General features: G+C 51.7%; 14 protein-coding genes. All 14 read right to left on the reverse strand.

All coding sequences use genetic code 11. From position 1 onward, the window contains the following. Positions 1 to 12 precede the first annotated feature (12 nt). Complete coding sequence (folP, locus tag NYE29_RS09685; RefSeq protein ID WP_340895657.1) at positions 13 to 870, reverse strand: dihydropteroate synthase; 858 nt, start codon at positions 868 to 870, stop codon at positions 13 to 15. Next, on the reverse strand, positions 867 to 1,748 hold the full coding sequence (locus NYE29_RS09690; protein ID WP_340895659.1) for an aminotransferase class IV: 882 nt from the start codon (positions 1,746 to 1,748) through the stop codon (positions 867 to 869). Before NYE29_RS09690 ends, folP begins: the two co-directional genes overlap by 4 nt. After that, the gene (gene pabA / locus NYE29_RS09695; protein WP_340895662.1) at positions 1,745 to 2,326 is read right to left on the reverse strand and encodes an aminodeoxychorismate/anthranilate synthase component II; all 582 of its coding nucleotides are present in this window, start codon (positions 2,324 to 2,326) and stop codon (positions 1,745 to 1,747) included. Before pabA ends, NYE29_RS09690 begins: the two co-directional genes overlap by 4 nt. Then, a complete protein-coding gene (locus NYE29_RS09700) occupies positions 2,323 to 3,942 on the reverse strand; it encodes an anthranilate synthase component I family protein (RefSeq protein WP_340895664.1) in 1,620 nt (539 codons plus the stop codon). The genes pabA and NYE29_RS09700 overlap by 4 nt, the downstream gene beginning before the upstream one ends. 332 nt (positions 3,943 to 4,274) lie before the next feature. Further along, positions 4,275 to 5,213, reverse strand: a complete 939-nt coding sequence (gene cysK / locus NYE29_RS09705; RefSeq protein ID WP_038584437.1) for a cysteine synthase A — start codon at positions 5,211 to 5,213, stop codon at positions 4,275 to 4,277. Positions 5,214 to 5,416: 203 nt separating this feature from the next. Continuing rightward, complete coding sequence (locus NYE29_RS09710; RefSeq protein WP_340895667.1) at positions 5,417 to 6,361, reverse strand: peptidyl-prolyl cis-trans isomerase; 945 nt, start codon at positions 6,359 to 6,361, stop codon at positions 5,417 to 5,419. Positions 6,362 to 6,369: 8 nt separating this feature from the next. Then, entirely contained in the window at positions 6,370 to 7,254 is an 885-nt protein-coding gene (gene hslO / locus NYE29_RS09715) for an Hsp33 family molecular chaperone HslO (protein WP_076113644.1), read from the reverse strand. Positions 7,255 to 7,301: 47 nt separating this feature from the next. Continuing rightward, on the reverse strand, positions 7,302 to 8,069 hold the full coding sequence (locus NYE29_RS09720) for a type III pantothenate kinase (RefSeq protein ID WP_038584431.1): 768 nt from the start codon (positions 8,067 to 8,069) through the stop codon (positions 7,302 to 7,304). Continuing rightward, positions 8,066 to 8,941, reverse strand: coding sequence for a carboxylating nicotinate-nucleotide diphosphorylase (nadC, locus tag NYE29_RS09725; protein ID WP_340895671.1), 876 nt, complete (start codon positions 8,939 to 8,941; stop codon positions 8,066 to 8,068). The genes NYE29_RS09720 and nadC overlap by 4 nt, the downstream gene beginning before the upstream one ends. Further along, positions 8,931 to 10,547: an L-aspartate oxidase gene (gene nadB, locus NYE29_RS09730; protein ID WP_340895674.1), complete on the reverse strand. Its 1,617-nt coding sequence runs from the start codon at positions 10,545 to 10,547 to the stop codon at positions 8,931 to 8,933. The genes nadC and nadB overlap by 11 nt, the downstream gene beginning before the upstream one ends. A 39-nt stretch (positions 10,548 to 10,586) precedes the next feature. After that, complete coding sequence (gene nadA / locus NYE29_RS09735) at positions 10,587 to 11,525, reverse strand: quinolinate synthase NadA (RefSeq protein WP_038584425.1); 939 nt, start codon at positions 11,523 to 11,525, stop codon at positions 10,587 to 10,589. Positions 11,526 to 11,801: 276 nt separating this feature from the next. Beyond that, positions 11,802 to 13,853, reverse strand: coding sequence for an ATP-dependent zinc metalloprotease FtsH (ftsH, locus tag NYE29_RS09740; RefSeq protein WP_076113641.1), 2,052 nt, complete (start codon positions 13,851 to 13,853; stop codon positions 11,802 to 11,804). A gap of 110 nt (positions 13,854 to 13,963) precedes the next feature. Further along, a complete protein-coding gene (gene hpt / locus NYE29_RS09745) occupies positions 13,964 to 14,503 on the reverse strand; it encodes a hypoxanthine phosphoribosyltransferase (RefSeq protein ID WP_038584418.1) in 540 nt (179 codons plus the stop codon). Positions 14,504 to 14,548: 45 nt separating this feature from the next. Beyond that, positions 14,549 to 15,991 (reverse strand): tRNA lysidine(34) synthetase TilS, encoded by a 1,443-nt coding sequence (gene tilS, locus NYE29_RS09750; RefSeq protein ID WP_076113640.1) that lies wholly within the window; start codon positions 15,989 to 15,991, stop codon positions 14,549 to 14,551. Positions 15,992 to 16,047: the final 56 nt, after the last annotated feature.

Consider the following 16,047-nt stretch of genomic DNA (forward strand, 5'->3'; position numbering starts at 1 on the left):
AGCAATAGCCATCTATTCATGCACCCGCGGAGAGGCGGCATAGAGCATCGCATCACACATAAGTACGGTACGTTTCATCGTGGCCACATCATGCACCCGCACAATCTGGCAGCCTTGAACAATGCCGAATGCAACGGTAGCGGCGGTTCCCTCCATCACATCATCAGACGGGAGGTCCAGCACGGTACGGATGAATTTTTTGCGGGAAGTGGCAAGCAGCATGGGATAACCCAGCATCGCCAGTTCATCCAGTACCATCATCGCCTGCAAATTCTCCGCATAATCCTTGGCAAAGCCAATGCCTGGATCAAGGATGATATTATGCGGCTTCACCCCGGCTTCGAGCGCCAGGTTGATGCTGCCATTGAGGTCAGCCGCCATATCCGTGGCCAAATTCTGATAATTCCGGTCGTGGCGGTTGTGCATCAAAATAATCGGGCAGTCCGCCTCAGCCGCCACAGCCGCCATATCGGGATCGGCTTTGCACCCCCAAATATCGTTGATGATATGCGCTCCTGCCCCAATCGCCTGACGTGCCACCTCCGCCTTATAGGTATCTATGGATAATATCAACTGAGGTGCAGCGCGGTGGATACTCTCAATAACAGGCAGTACACGGGCCAGCTCCTCTTCCTGGCTTACCGGTTGATGGCCGGGACGGGTTGACTCTCCGCCTATGTCGATAATATCGGCACCTTCAGCAGCCATTTGCAGCGCATGCTCTACCGCTTGATCCGGTTCATTCCATAGTCCGCCATCGGAGAAGGAATCCGGGGTTACATTTAAAATGCCCATAATTAACGTTCGGTCACCAAGGATCAGCTCGCTGTTGTTCCAGCGGTAGGTCCGCTTATAGATTACGGGTCTCATACCGGCTCTCCCGTCCTTTCCCTGTATAAAGTAATCAATTGCGCCGTGTGTGCCCCGCAGCGCCCTGTGCCTACAGTCAGCGCCTCATCACCGTGCCACAGTGTGGTAACCGGGACAATCTCCTGCACCGAATTGGTGAGAAACACCTCATCGGCAGCCTGAAGCTGTTCCCAGCGGTACAATCCCTCTTCCACGCGGAGTCCGGCGGCAGGAGCCAGCTTCAGGACCATTTCCCGGGTAATTCCCGGAAGGATGCCTGTGGCCAGGTCAGGCGTGTGCAGCACCTTATTGCTGATGAAAAAAATATTGCTCACAATTCCCTCAGCAATGTTCCCTTCTGCAGTCAGCATAAGCCCTTCCGTGCCGCCAGCCGCAGAGGCATATCCGGCAAGCTCCCGCTTGGCCAGTATATTATTCATATAGTGGAGTGACTTCAGCCGCACTGGTCCTTCGGGGGTATTACGCCGCAGCTGCAGCAGTTGCAGCCCTTTGCCTTCACTGTAGAGAGCGGCTGGATGGCGCGGCAATTCTTTGATATAGAGCAAATGATTCGGGCGGCTATAGTCACCAGCCGGAAGACCAAGAATGTCTTCCCCGGCTGTAACTGTGTACCGTATATAGGCATCCTTCAGTTCGTTTTTGTCCATCACCCGTGTGATCCAGTCCTGCAAGGACGCTTCATCCGGTTCAAACGGAATGCCTAGCTGCCTGCAGCCATCAGCCAGTCTGTCCAAATGACGGCGCAGCAGGAAGGGGATGCCGTTGTAGGTGCGAAAGGTTTCAAACAAGCCCATACCGTATAAAAAACCGTGATCCAAGGTGGAGACCACGGCGTCTTTAGCCTCAACTACGCTATTGTTGAGCCCTATATATTTCATGCCGTTTCCCCGGCTCTCCGTTTCAGGAAGTTACGAAGCATGATGTGCCCATGATCCGTAATGATCGATTCAGGGTGGAACTGCACGCCTTCAATCGGGTACTCTTTATGGCGCAGCGCCATAATCTCGCCTTCCGCAGTCTCGGCTGTAATCTCCAGGCAATCCGGCAGACTCTCACGCTCTACAATCAGGGAATGATAGCGGGTTGCGGTAAAGGGAGATGCCAGTCCTTCAAATACGGATGTGCCGTGATGGTGAATCGGCGATGTTTTGCCATGCATCAGACGCTCCGCACGGATAACATTGCCGCCAAAAGCCTGTCCGATAGCCTGATGTCCGAGACAGACTCCAAAGATCGGTATGATCCCCTTGAAATGCTGCAGCACTTCCAGACTGATGCCGGCTTCGTTCGGCGTACAAGGTCCGGGAGAGATCAAAATATGGTCCGGAGCCAGCGCCTCTATCTCCTGAATGCTGATTTCATCGTTGCGGAATACTTTCACTTCTTCCCCCAGCTCACCCAGGTATTGCACCAGATTGTACGTAAAGGAATCATAATTATCGATGACCAAGATCATTGTATTGCTCCCCCTTCGGCGCCGCCGGTCGTCCGCAATTCCTGCTGATGCTCACTGCAGAGAACCGCCTTCACGACCGCTTTGGCTTTATTATGGCATTCCCGGTATTCGCGGTACGGATCGGAATCAATCACAATGCCCGCGCCCGTCTGAATATACCCGACTCCGTCCTTCACTGCCAGTGTTCTTATAATAATATTTAATTCCATATTGCCGTTATAGTCAATCCAGCCCAGTGATCCAGTATATGGACCACGCCGTACCGGCTCCAGCTCCTCGATGATTTCCATTGTCCGCACCTTGGGAGCGCCGGTAATGGTACCGCCGGGGAACAAGGCGGCCATGACATCATAAGCATCCTTGCCGGGGGCGATGCTGCCCTCGACCTGCGAGACGAGATGCATGACATGCGAGTATCGCTCCACGGTCAGCAGCTCCGGCACGCTGACCGATCCATAGGCCGCGACCCGGCCGATGTCGTTTCTCTCCAGATCGACAAGCATAATATGCTCGGCGATCTCCTTCTCGCTCCCGCGCAGCTCCGCCTCCATGGCGGCATCCTCCGCGGGAGTCAGGCCCCTGCGCCGGGTACCGGCAATGGGGCGGGCGCTGACCTTGTCCCCGTGCAGCTTGACCAGCAGCTCCGGCGAAGCGCTGGAGAGCGCGAAGCCGGGCGAGCGCAGCAGCCCCATGTACGGGGACGGGTTGAGCTTGCGCAGCCATTCATACACATCCTCCGGCGAGGAATTCAGCTGCGCCTCCTGGCGCAGCGACAGGTTGACCTGGAATACATCCCCCTGGCGGATGTATTCCTGAACGTCAAGCACAGCCTGCTGGAATTGCCCGGGCGAGAAAGCAGAGGTCATGCCTGGCCATTCACCGGACAGGTCGGTGCTTGATTCAACAGCAGCGATAATTCCACCTTCCTCTTCGCGGTCTTCCTCCAGGCCGGGAGCAGAGCAGATCCCATGCCACTGTTCCACCATGCCTTCCGCCCGGACGGTTGCGTCTTGATACAGTGACTTCAGAGCGCCCAGCTCAGACGAGCTGGCCGCAGCAACCGGCACGTGCACGATGGAATAGAGCGTGTTCTCAAGATGATCATAGATCCACAGCTCTTCCAGCCGCATGAAGAGATAGTCCGGAAATCCGGGGTCATCCTGGGCAAGCACAGGGAGCTGCTCCAGAGAGCGGACTACATCATAGCTGAGGAACCCCGCACAGCCTCCACGGAACGGGGGCAGGCCGGCAACCTGCAGTTTGGGCGAGGTGAAGCCGCTCATCCAGTTTTGCAGCACTTTCAGCGGCTCTCCCTGCAGCTCCACAGCTTGCGGCACAGGTTCATTCGTTCCCGCTGCCTCCGGGGACAAGCTGAGCACCTCGGCATCCCCGCCTTTTCCTCTTAGTACTGAAACGGGCTGCAACCCCAAGTATGTGTATCGTCCGCCTTTGCCGCTCTCCAGCACCACTGAATAGGGGGAGGCCAGCTGCCAGGCCTTCATCCAGGAAGAGGGCAAGCCCTCCTTTTCCTGCGTTGATTTTATGATTAAAGGGAGGAGGCTCCAGTCCTCTTGTGCCCACTGCTCCCAATCCTGCCAAGCCGTTATGATTTCCAAAGCCATCCTCCTAAAAGTTTTGTGAAGCCTGCGCTTCTTGAAATTGCTTCGTAACAAAACTTGCTTCGTAAGCATTCGCTTAAGTTTTGTGAAGCCTGCGCTTCTTAGCATTAAGCAATCTAAAGTTTATTGCCTGTCAGTATACTGTACTTCGTGCTGCTTTGAAAAGCCTGAACCATGGATTTTCTGAAAAAACCCGTTTCAACTGACTCCAGCCTCATCTGCTGTGGAAGCACAGGAAAGATTATATCTTTCATCATGCACAAAAAAGAGCCTTCGTTATCCCTGTCTTAGCGGATGCGAGGACTCTTAGTCATTTGCTTTGTCAGCAATTATGCTTCGAAGTTATACAGCGGTGTGCTCAAGTAGCGTTCGCCGTTACTTGGGATGATCACAACTACTTTTTTGCCTGCGCCCAGTTCCTTAGCTACTTTAAGAGCCGCGAATACAGCTGCACCGGAAGAAATACCGGACAACACGCCTTCCTCTTTAGCCACGCGACGGGCAGTTTCAAATGCTTCATCGTTCTCTACGTGAATGATCTCATCGTAAATGTCCTGGTTGAGGATTTCAGGAATGAAATTTGCGCCAATCCCCTGAATTTTGTGAGGTCCCGGTTTGCCGCCGGCCAGAATTGGCGAAGCAGCTGGTTCTACCGCATAAATCTTCACATCAGGATATTGACCCTTCAACACTTCACCTGCCCCGGAGATAGTTCCCCCTGTACCCACACCAGCGATGAAAGCATCCAGCGGTCCACCAATGGATTCAATGGCTTCCACGATTTCCGGGCCGGTTGTTTCAAGGTGGATTTTCAAGTTGGCTTTGTTCTTGAATTGTTCAGCCAGGAAGAAGCTTGGGTTCTCGCTTAAGATCTGCTCCGCTTTCTTAACCGCACCGTTCATACCTTCCGATCCTGGAGTCAGCACCAGCTCTGCGCCGTAAGCACGCAGCAGATTGCGGCGCTCAAGGCTCATCGTTTCCGGCATAACAATAATAGCCTTATAACCTTTGGCTGCAGCTACAAGCGCAAGGCCAATACCTGTATTGCCGCTGGTTGCTTCTACAATCGTGCCGCCTGGTTTCAGAAGACCTTCCTTCTCAGCCTCTTCTACAATACTGAGGGCAATGCGGTCTTTAACGCTGGAGCCCGGGTTTTGGTATTCCAGCTTCAAATAAATTTCCGCTGATCCTTCAGGAACAATACGATTGAGACGAACGAGCGGTGTGCCTCCGATCAAATCTGTTACACTGTTGACGACTTTAGCCATGAGTAAAAACCTCCTTGGAATGATAAATGATATATATGGGTGCATAACTTGTGACATACATAAGTCTTCAGCTTGTAATTCCGGGTGTGCACCAGGAGATTCAACACCGCAGCGCCAAGTTATAGCGCTGTTCCGCAGCCAATATGATCTGCCGCCATCTATTTCCGACTAAAACAGTAGGTTTTCCATTTAATTTCATATTATCAATCTTGCAGGCTGTTGTCAATATATATCGCTGTATCATATTTAGCGCGCAAATCACTCTCCACCTGCTGTAATGGAGCCGCCTGCTCCAGTGCCAGCTCCCGGCGAACCTGCTCACGGATTTCCGTCTGATCCTGGCTTTTGGGATCAACCATTTTCTCCAGCCGGATAATGGCATAATCATCGCCCGTCTGCAGGGGACCTGCGATATCCCCTTCGTCCAGCTGCGCTGCCGTCTTCAGCAGATCCTCCGGCCAAAAGGGATCCTCCTCCTCCACCGTTCCGATGCTGCCGCCGCGCCCCCTGCTTTCCTCATCTATGGATAATTCCTTGGCAAGTGCAGCAAAGTCCTCTCCTTGCTCCAGCCGGTCCATTACACGCTCAGCTTCGCTGTAGGTGGCCACTTTAATTATTGAGAGCTGCATTTCTTTCCTCGGTGTGAACCGCTCGGAATTCTCCGCTAAATATTTGTCAATTTCCGCATCAGTAATTGTAATGCCTGCAGTTGCGACTGCCTGAAGAGTCAGACGATACACCGCTTCTTCACGTACTTCCTGACGGGAAAGCCCCAGCTCCGACTGCATCTGGGTATAGTATTGCTCTTCCGAACCGTAACCGGTCATGCTGCGCTTCAATTCCTGCTCAATCTCCTCATCTGTCACAGCAACACCAAGAGCCTTGGCCTCTTTGTCGACTACAATATGATTAAGCATGCCCAGCAGCACATCATTACCGTACTTTTTTTTGAGTTCATCCACCCAGGCTTGATCCGTTACCGGTTGGCCTCCCGCAGAGGCGATGTCCGAGGACTCGCCGTCCGCCGGCTCTCCTTTAAGAATGGACATCGCCCGCAAACTCCAGAATAAAAGACCTCCGAGCATCAAAGTCGCGACAGCCAGTAGAATAACGGCATTGCGCAGCGCGCGCTCCTGTCTTGTCATCATCCTCAGCCCTACGATTTCGCTTGATCCAGGATAACCTGCAATTCATCCTTATTAAAAACATAGGCTTCGTTGCAAAAATGGCAGACAACCTCAGCCTGATCATCTTCTTCAATCAAACGTTCCAGCTCTTTCTCACCCAAGCTGACCAGTGTCTGCTCCACCCGTTCACGCGAGCATTGGCAGACAAAATTGATATCCAGCTCATCCATAATCACTGCATCCGGTAAAAGATAACGGAGCATCTCTTCGGGTTCCAGCCCCTCCTCCAGTAAAGCGGTTACTGAAGGCAGCGACCCTACCGCCCGCTCAATCTCAGTGATCTCTTCATCCGTAAGCCCTGGAAGCAGTTGTACAATAAATCCTCCGGCTACGCGCACGGAGTTATCGGTTTCAACCAGCACACCAAGACCCACCGCAGCCGGTGTTTGTTCGGAAACTGCAAAATAATACGTGAAATCATCGCCGAGCTCACCGGAAATAATCGGCACACTTCCCCGGTAGGGCTCCTTCATGCCTAAATCCTTACTGATATCAATAAACCCTTCCGTACCCACGGCGCCTGCGACATCCAGCTTGCCAAGACTATTGCTCGGCAGATGAACATGCGGGTTGGTCACATAACCGCGTACCTCTCCAAAAGCATTTGATTCTGCAGTAATCTGTCCGATCGGTCCATTGCCTTTGACCATCACGGCGAGTTTCTCCTGACCTTTGAGCATTGCGCCCATCATGGCTGCAGCGGTAACTGTACGGCCCAATGCGGCTGTAGCCGTTGGATACGTATCATGTCTGCGCCGCAATTCATCAACCAGCGCTGTCGTGCGCACAGCAAAAGCTCTGACTCTGCCATCCAGCGCCGTTCCCCGGACCAGCCGGTCCTTTTTGTTATCCATCGGGTGCATACTCCTCCTATCTCTTGCCCTTTTAAGGCTTCTTTATTTTATTTGTTGCGGTCATAAATAATACGCAGACCTTCCAGCGTCAGCATTGGATTCACTTCATCAATACAATCCGTTTCACCGGCAATGAGCGGGGCAAGTCCACCCGTAGCGATGACCTTCAGCACCGGCGCATTCATTTCCAGCTTAATGCGCCTTACAATCCCTTCAACCTGCCCGGCATAGCCGAAAATAATCCCTGCCTGCATAGCGTGGACCGTGTTCCGTCCGATTACCTTCTTCGGCTTCTCCAGCTCAATCCGCGGCAGTTTGGAAGCCCGCTGATATAAAGCCTCCGTAGAAATGCCGAGTCCCGGCACAATCGCCCCGCCAAGATAATTGGCACCTGCGTCAATGCAATCGAAGGTAGTCGCAGTTCCGAAATCAACAACAACGAGCGGACATTTATATTGCTCAATGGCAGCAACCGCATTAACAATCCGGTCAGCGCCTACCTCACGCGGATTCTCATAGCGCAGGTTAAGCCCAGTCTTGATTCCTGGACCTACCAGCAGCGGATCCTTGCCAATATATTTCACACACATCTCCACGATGACCTGAACAAGCGGCGGCACTACCGAGGAGATAATAACCCCTTCGATGTCCTTCACCGAAAGTCCCGACATGCTGAATAGATTATGGATCAGAACTCCATACTCATCCACAGTGGACTGGCGTGCAGTATTAAGCCTGAAGTGGTGCAGCAGCTCACGCTGCCGGTACACACCGAGAACAATATTGGTATTGCCGATATCGACGGCGAGCATCATGACAGCGGGCCCTCCTTCTTCGCATTCAGATCCAGACTGATGTCCAGACTGGAGAAAGAATAGGTGAGACGGCCCACTGAAATTACATCAACGCCGGACTCCGCGATAAGGCGAACCGTTTCCAAAGATACATTACCCGATGCTTCAGTCTTGACATGAGGCGATTTCGCCTTAATTCTTCTCACAGCTTCCTTCATCAGTTCAGGAGACATATTATCAAGCATGATGATATCGGCTCCGGCAATAAGTGCTTCCTCCACCTGCTCAAGGTTTTCCGTCTCTACTTCAATCGTCATTGTATGCGGAATATTAGCCCGTGCACGTCCTACAGCCTGACGGATTCCGCCAGCGCCTTTGATATGATTATCCTTAATCATTACCGCATCATATAATCCGAATCGGTGATTCGCTCCACCACCGACCCGTACAGCGTATTTCTCCAGCATCCGGTGACCGGGTGTTGTCTTGCGCGTATCCACCAGACGCGTTGGCAAGCCCTGCAGCTCCTGAACAAAGGAGGCAGTACGTGAAGCCACGCCGGACAACCGCTGCATCAAATTAAGTGCCAGCCGTTCCCCGGTGAGGATCGCATGCGTGCTGCCTTCAACTTCTGCGATGACCGTTCCCTTGGACACACTCTGGCCTTCTTGCACCAGTCCCGTGAACACAAGCGACGGATCTACAATCTCAAACACAAGCTCCGCTACAGGGATTCCGCAGATAATGCCGTCCTCTTTGGCATGAATAATACCCTTGGACTCATGGCCTGCAGGTATCGTCGTACGGGTCGTTATATCCCCGGAGCCCACATCCTCCTGCAGCCAGCCTTTAATTGCCTGTACCAGCTCTTCATTATATCCATTAAACATCATCACTTAATTCCTCCACTATTCCCAGTTCGCGAATCTGTAGCAGATGTTTCTGCCACTCTGCATCATTCCGCAGCGGATAGTCTTCACGGTAATGTGCTCCGCGGCTCTCCTCCCGTGCCAAAGCCGATTCCGTAATCAGCAGGCAGCAGGTCAGCATATTGGCGAACTCGTACTCCTCACGTTTGGTCAGCGCCGAAGCAAAAATCGGCAGCTGCCGTTTCAATTCCTCCAGTCCCTTGGACAACATCTCCTCATTCCGCCGCAATCCGGCGTAACGGACCATTACCTTCTGCAGCTTAAGCCGCCGCTCCACAATAGCTTGTGTAGGAGACTCAACACGGCCTTGCTGACTGACTGCCGAAATCGTCTCCCGCCGGAGCGGAGGAAGCTGGCGAATGCGTTCAATAATCCGCCGCCCGAACACAATGGCCTCGGACAAAGAATTGCTCGCCAAGCGGTTGGCTCCATGCACCCCGGTGGAAGACACCTCACCGCAGGCGAATAAACGGGAGATATTGCTCTCTCCGTTGAGATCGGTCTTAATGCCCCCCATCATATAATGCGCAGCAGGAGCCACGGGAATCCAGTCCGTTGTAATATCCAGTCCGTAGCCCATACATGTCTCATATATCGTGGGAAAACGATGTTTGACCATATCGGCCGATTCATGCGTAATATCCAAATAGACAAAGGTCGACTTGGTCAGCTCCATCTCACTGACAATGGCCCGGGCCACGATATCGCGGGGTGCCAGTTCCAGCAGCTCGTGATAACGTTCCATGAACCGCTCTCCATTGATATTACGCAGCACGGCTCCCTCGCCGCGTACCGCTTCCGAGATCAGAAACCTCGGGGCTCCCGGATAACTAAGCGCCGTCGGATGGAATTGGATAAATTCCATGTCGCGCACATGGGCTCCGGCCCGGTAAGCGATGGCTACGCCGTCTCCGGTCGCAACTTCCGGATTAGTAGTATAGCGGTACAATTGTCCCGCCCCCCCGGAGCATAGAATCGTTGCATCGGCCTGCAGGAACAATCTGCCTCCGCCCGGCCGCTGTACCAGCGCCCCAAGGCATTCGCCGCCTTCGGTAACGAGATCAATGACATAATGATCATCCCATACCTCTATATTGTCATGTTCAGTAACCTGTTCAGAGAGTGCACGCACAATTTCAAAGCCCGTAGCATCCCCGTTGGCATGCAGAATCCGGCGGTGGCTGTGAGCTCCTTCTTGAGTCAAAGCCAATATGCCATCTTCCTTGTCAAATACGGTGCCGAGCCGGATCAGCTCATGCACCCCGCCCGGTCCTTCATTCACCAATACATCAACAGCAGCCGAAGAGCAGAGCCCTGCACCAGCCATTAGTGTATCCTGCCGGTGATATGCCGGAGAGTCATCTTCGGCTATTACCGCGGCAATTCCTCCCTGAGCATATCTAGTATTGCTCTCCATCAGCGATTTCTTAGTAATCATAATGACATGCCGGTCTTCACTCGCTTTAATAGCCGTGAACAATCCGGCGATACCTGAACCGATAACAATGCAATCCGTCTTTACTGTAGGAAGCTCGCGAAGGTCGAAATCAACCAAATACTGTGGAATCATGACCGCTTTTCACCTGTTTCAACGAAAGAGTAGCGCATGCTACCGGACTTGTAGCATGCGCTCTAGGGAAGTTCTGGCTTTGTCGGCGACAGCGGGCGGTACGTAAATCTGCGGCTTCATCGTCTCCAGGCATTTGACCAGTTTCTTTAAATTATTGACTTTCATATTAGGGCATACAAGAAATTTTGTTGCAAAATGGAATTCCTTATCCGGACTATCCAAGCGGAGCTGGTATCCGGTACCGTCTTCTGTCCCAACAATGAACTGCCGGCGGTCCGATTTCCGGCAATATTCAAGAATCGAGGTGGTGCTGCCTACATAATCGCCCATGGCAACCACTTCAGGACGGCATTCCGGATGCACCACAAACTCGGCTTCCGGATATTTTGCTTTCATTTCCACTACATCTTTAACGGTAAGCATATCATGAGTGTTGCAATAGCCTTCCCAGATAATCAGCTTCTTGCCCGTCTGATCCTGGACATATTGGCCCAGATTCTTATCCGGCACCCAGATAATTTCTTCCGCATCGAGTGATTCGATGACCTTCACAGCGTTGGCAGAGGTACAACAAATATCAGTCTCTGCTTTAATTTCAGCCGACGAGTTGATATAAGTCACCACTTTAGCATTCGGATGCTGTGCTTTCAGCTTGCGCAAGCCATCCACATTGACCATATCAGCCATCGGACAACCGGCGCGTTCATCAGGAATAAGCACAGTTTTGTTAGGCGCCAGAATCTTAGCGCTTTCCCCCATGAAATGAACACCGCAGAAGACAATCACTTCCGCGTCCGTCTCCGCTGCTTTTTGAGCGAGTAAAAAAGAGTCGCCCCGAAAATCGGCAACCTCCTGAATTTCATCACGCTGATAATAATGAGCCAAAATGATTGCATTCCGTTCTTTTTTCAGCTGTTCGAGACGCACACGAAGTTCGCGATTTTGTTCCTGCTTGCGCTCAAGCGCCAGAGCTTCCACGGTTAGTTCTCCCCCTTATTTCTTCACGGCGTAAGCCGGCTCTACATTCGAATAGATTATATGTTCCTTGCGGATCTGCACAGCCACTCAGCTCTGCTATAGATAGTTATCCATTAATTAATATTTAATCACTAATGTACACAAGGTTCCACCCTCTGTCAATGTAACCGGGAGTCAATCAAGCTGTACGGTATGAAGCCTAAAGGCGAAAAAAATCCGGAGAACTTTAAGGTTCTCCGGACGAGCTTGCGTAGCTTCATTCAGTTAAGCGGCTCTTTATACGAGGCCTCCGCCGCCGTCTTTATTGCCGTCGTTAGAATCATTTCCATCCCCGGACTCCGGATTATTCGGAATATCCTTGGTCAGATCAGGAATTGTGGAAGAGGTGTCGTCCTTGCCTTGAATGCGGACACGCACATCACCGATAGAATCAATAACTGGTTCGCCGGCTTCGTGTGTCACACCCGGAGTCTCTTCCGGTTTACCGTCTTCAGTCAGATAGCCTTGCTCGATCAATTCTCTAATCTGATCCAGTTCCAGCGTTTCTTTCTCAAGCAAGGTGTTAGCAATGAGGTGCATTTCCTTAGAGTGCTTGGTAAGCAGCTCCCGGCAGCGTTCATAGCTGCTGCGGATAAAGTTCTGCATCTCCTGGTCGATTTCATAAGCGATGGAATCACTGTAGTTCTGCTCATGCCCGATATCGCGGCCCAGGAAGACCTGGCCTTGGGATGTACCGAACTGCATAGGTCCCAGCTTATCACTCATACCGTATTCCATAATCATGCTGCGGACAATACGCGTAGCCTGTTGGAAGTCGCTGTATGCGCCTGTGCCAATTTCACCGATGAACATCTCTTCGGCAACACGTCCACCGAGGAGTCCGGTTACTTTATCAAGCAATTCCTGCTTCGTAACAAGCATGCGATCTTCTTTAGGAAGCATAATGACGTATCCGCCTGCGCGCCCGCGCGGGATGATCGTAACTTTGTGAACCATGTCTGCATGTTCCAGGAAGTAACCGACAATCGTATGACCGGCTTCGTGGTAAGCTACAATACGCTTCTCACGGTCGCTGATCACGCGGCTGCGCTTCTCGGTACCTACAATTACACGGTCAATCGCTTCATCAACCTCACGCATGGTAATATCCTTGCGGTTGCGGCGTGCAGCGAGCAGAGCCGCTTCATTCAGCAGGTTCTCCAGATCGGCACCGGTAAATCCGGTAGTGCGTTTGGCGATAACATCAAGTCTTACGTCTTTCGTAAGCGGCTTGTTGCGGGAGTGAACTTTAAGTACAGCTTCACGGCCTTTAACATCTGGGCGGTCAACCGTAATTTGACGGTCGAAACGTCCCGGACGAAGCAATGCCGGGTCAAGTATATCTGCACGGTTGGTAGCTGCGACAATAATAATACCTTCGTTGCCGCCGAAACCGTCCATTTCTACAAGCAATTGGTTAAGTGTCTGTTCGCGTTCATCATGTCCGCCACCAAGTCCGGCGCCGCGCTGACGACCCACTGCATCGATCTCATCAATAAAGATGATACATGGTGCATTCTTCTTGGCATTTTCGAACAAGTCACGTACACGGGAAGCACCGACACCTACGAACATTTCCACAAAGTCGGAACCGGAAATACTGAAGAACGGAACTCCTGCTTCACCGGCAACTGCACGGGCCAGCAAGGTTTTACCGGTCCCTGGAGGACCTACAAGGAGAACCCCTTTAGGAATACGTGCGCCTACAGCTGCGAATTTACGCGGATCCTTGAGGAATTCCACAACTTCCACCAGCTCTTGCTTCTCTTCATCAGCGCCTGCAACATCCTCAAAGCTGATTTTCTTCTTCTCTTCATTATATAACCGGGCCTTGCTCTTGCCGAAATTCATTACTTTGCCGCCGCCACCCTGTGCCTGATTGAACAGGAAGAAGAACAGGATGAACATAATAACCAGCGGAATGATGGAAGAAAGGAATGTCAGCCAAATGCTGTCACCTTCCATTTTTTTGGTAACCAGCTCTACACCGTTGACTTCGCTGGCTCCAATAAGCTCATCAAGGGCCTTGTCTGTAGGAGGAACAAATGTGGAGAAATTTTTCGATTTGGCATCTGACGGCTGCTCTCTATATTCACCAGTAACGGCAAAAGCATTGCCTTCAAACTGAACCGTCATACTCTTCACATTATTGTCTTTCAATTCCTGCCTTAATTCATCGTATCTAGGGAAATCGGCGGATTCATTTCCATTGCTCACAAACTGGACAATGCCCACCACGACTAAAAATAAAATCAAATAAAAACCAGAATTCCGGATGAACCGATTCATCCCCTACCTCCTCTCACAACGCTCAAGTTATTGTACCATAGCCTGCCCAGAGTCCTCAAATGCTCAGAGGTCCGGAAATCTGATCCGTGGATCTAAGGCTGTCGATTAGCTCATTTGGAATAAATTTCAGGCTTAAGTACACCGACGTAAGGGAGGTTCCGATACAGTTCGGCATAGTCGAGTCCATAGCCGACTACGAAAGCGTCAGGAATCACAAAGCCAGTATAGGCAGCTTCGAGATTAACGGTGCGTCCTGTCGGTTTATCAAACAGGGTAACCACAGAAATGGAAGCAGCATTGCGTCCTTGAAGCATTTCAATTAAATAACTGAGTGTAAGACCGCTGTCGATGATGTCTTCGACGATCAGAACATCGCGTCCTTCAACTGACGCATCCAAATCTTTGATGATTTTGACCACACCGGAAGATTTGGTGGATGCCCCATAGCTGGATACAGCCATGAAATCCATCTCAACAGGTACTGTAATGACTTTAACCAAATCTGCCATAAAGATAAACGCGCCTTTCAGCACACAAATTACCAATGGCGTACGTCCTGCATATTCTGCGCTCAGCTGGGCGCCGAGCTCCCTGATTCTTTGTTGGATTTCTTCTTCGCTGATCAAGATTTCTTGAATATCGTTCTGCAACTTGCGAACCTCCTAAGTTATACTATGAAAGACTTACTTCGACCATTACGCTTCTTCGTGCTGCTCCATGTCCTCCAGAGACAAGAGAAGAACCGAGGCCGTGTGCCGCCCTACTGCGGCATGCATCGAGCGCCTTACGCCCGGAATCCAGACGATATTGCCCAAACCATCACAAACGAGGGGAATCTCAGAGCGTTCGGAAGAAGGTATTTTATCATCAATGTAAATATCTTTTACCTTTTTGCTTCCGTTTAATCCCATAACCCTTATGGTATCTCCAGGCAATCGGGAACGAATGGTCAGCGGCAGGACCAGCTCATCGCTGTCAAACCAAGCCGACATCTTCCCATAGTCCTCCCCCTGTACTAAAAAAGTTTCTTTCTCCAGCACCGTCATCGTCATTACTTTTCCTATTTCCGTCAGCAAAAGCCGGGAATGAGGTAAAGACAGCCGATATGTATAACTTACCTTCCGCTGCGGAGGCTTGGACGAGAACAAAATTGTATCATATTGCCGCACACAGATCAGACCTCCACCCAAATCCAAACTCCATACGGTGGGGTGTTCCTGCAGCGTCCCCCGGCGTACAGCCTCGATCTTGGAAAAATCCAGGGTCGATGAATCCGCCGACAGATAATTTAATATTAGTTTAATCAAACGCCGTTGTAAAGCGGAGGGTATGGCCGCGAACAAAGCTCTCTTAAAGGTGTATTTTCCATGCTTCATCAAAACCAGCTCATCGAAGCATTTTGCTGCGTTCGCCTCCATAAATTCATCTTCGGCTCCGACAATTTCGGACAATTGCAGAAGCGACTGTTTGACTTTCGGGTTGTACTTTTCCAGTGAAGGTAGCACCTCCAGCCGGATGACATTCCGCTTATATTTGGTCAGCAGATTGCTGGCATCTTCGGCGTAGGGAAACCCTTCATCCCGGCATAACCCGACAAGAGCCGTTTTGTTAATACGCAGGAAGGGGCGGATGAGTTCCACCTTTTTTTCAGTCCTCTTCCAGCGCATTCCGGCCAGACCGGAAGGTCCGCTGCCCCGCAACAGTCGCATAAGCACCGTCTCCGCCTGATCATCGGCATGATGTGCCAGTGCAACGGAGCGTGCGCCATAGCGGTGCGCGGTCTCGATCAGAAACTGATAGCGTTTCTCGCGTGCCGTCCCCTCGGGGCCAAGCCCGCTGCCTTTGGCGAGGGAAGGGATATCAAATTCGGCCAGCTCAAAAGGCACCCCCAGCTCCCCGGCCATTTTCCGGACGAACTCCGCCTCCTCAACCGACTCGGCTCTGAACCCGTGGTTCACGTGGGCGCATACCAGGTTTAGCGGTATCCGGTTCACGGATATTTCATGCAGAATACGCAAAAGAGCCACAGAGTCCGGCCCTCCGGAAACTGCGACTACTATGGTGTCATGGGGCGCCCACAGCCCGTGCTCGTCTGCAGACTCCAATACGGATTCCACAAGCTCATTCATTTGCTCCATACGGTGCTCCCTTTCTTGCCCTATCATTTACACAATCTTTGACCGGCATGACCAGC

This window comes from Paenibacillus sp. FSL M7-1046, assembly GCF_038007405.1.
Taxonomy (GTDB): domain Bacteria; phylum Bacillota; class Bacilli; order Paenibacillales; family Paenibacillaceae; genus Paenibacillus_AQ.

Bases quoted from the DNA above. Each gene is read 5' to 3' on its own strand.
- nadC (WP_340895671.1), bottom strand. From the start codon at position 8,941: ATGATGTTTAATGGATATAATGAAGAGCTGGTACAGGCAATTAAAGGC.
- tilS (WP_076113640.1), bottom strand. From the start codon at position 15,991: ATGGAGCAAATGAATGAGCTTGTGGAATCCGTATTGGAGTCTGCAGAC.
- pabA (WP_340895662.1), bottom strand. From the start codon at position 2,326: ATGATCTTGGTCATCGATAATTATGATTCCTTTACGTACAATCTGGTG.
- NYE29_RS09710 (WP_340895667.1), bottom strand. From the start codon at position 6,361: ATGATGACAAGACAGGAGCGCGCGCTGCGCAATGCCGTTATTCTACTG.
- NYE29_RS09720 (WP_038584431.1), bottom strand. From the start codon at position 8,069: ATGATGCTCGCCGTCGATATCGGCAATACCAATATTGTTCTCGGTGTG.
- folP (WP_340895657.1), bottom strand. From the start codon at position 870: ATGAGACCCGTAATCTATAAGCGGACCTACCGCTGGAACAACAGCGAG.
- NYE29_RS09690 (WP_340895659.1), bottom strand. From the start codon at position 1,748: ATGAAATATATAGGGCTCAACAATAGCGTAGTTGAGGCTAAAGACGCC.
- cysK (WP_038584437.1), bottom strand. From the start codon at position 5,213: ATGGCTAAAGTCGTCAACAGTGTAACAGATTTGATCGGAGGCACACCG.
- hslO (WP_076113644.1), bottom strand. From the start codon at position 7,254: ATGGATAACAAAAAGGACCGGCTGGTCCGGGGAACGGCGCTGGATGGC.
- ftsH (WP_076113641.1), bottom strand. From the start codon at position 13,853: ATGAATCGGTTCATCCGGAATTCTGGTTTTTATTTGATTTTATTTTTA.
- nadB (WP_340895674.1), bottom strand. From the start codon at position 10,547: ATGATTCCACAGTATTTGGTTGATTTCGACCTTCGCGAGCTTCCTACA.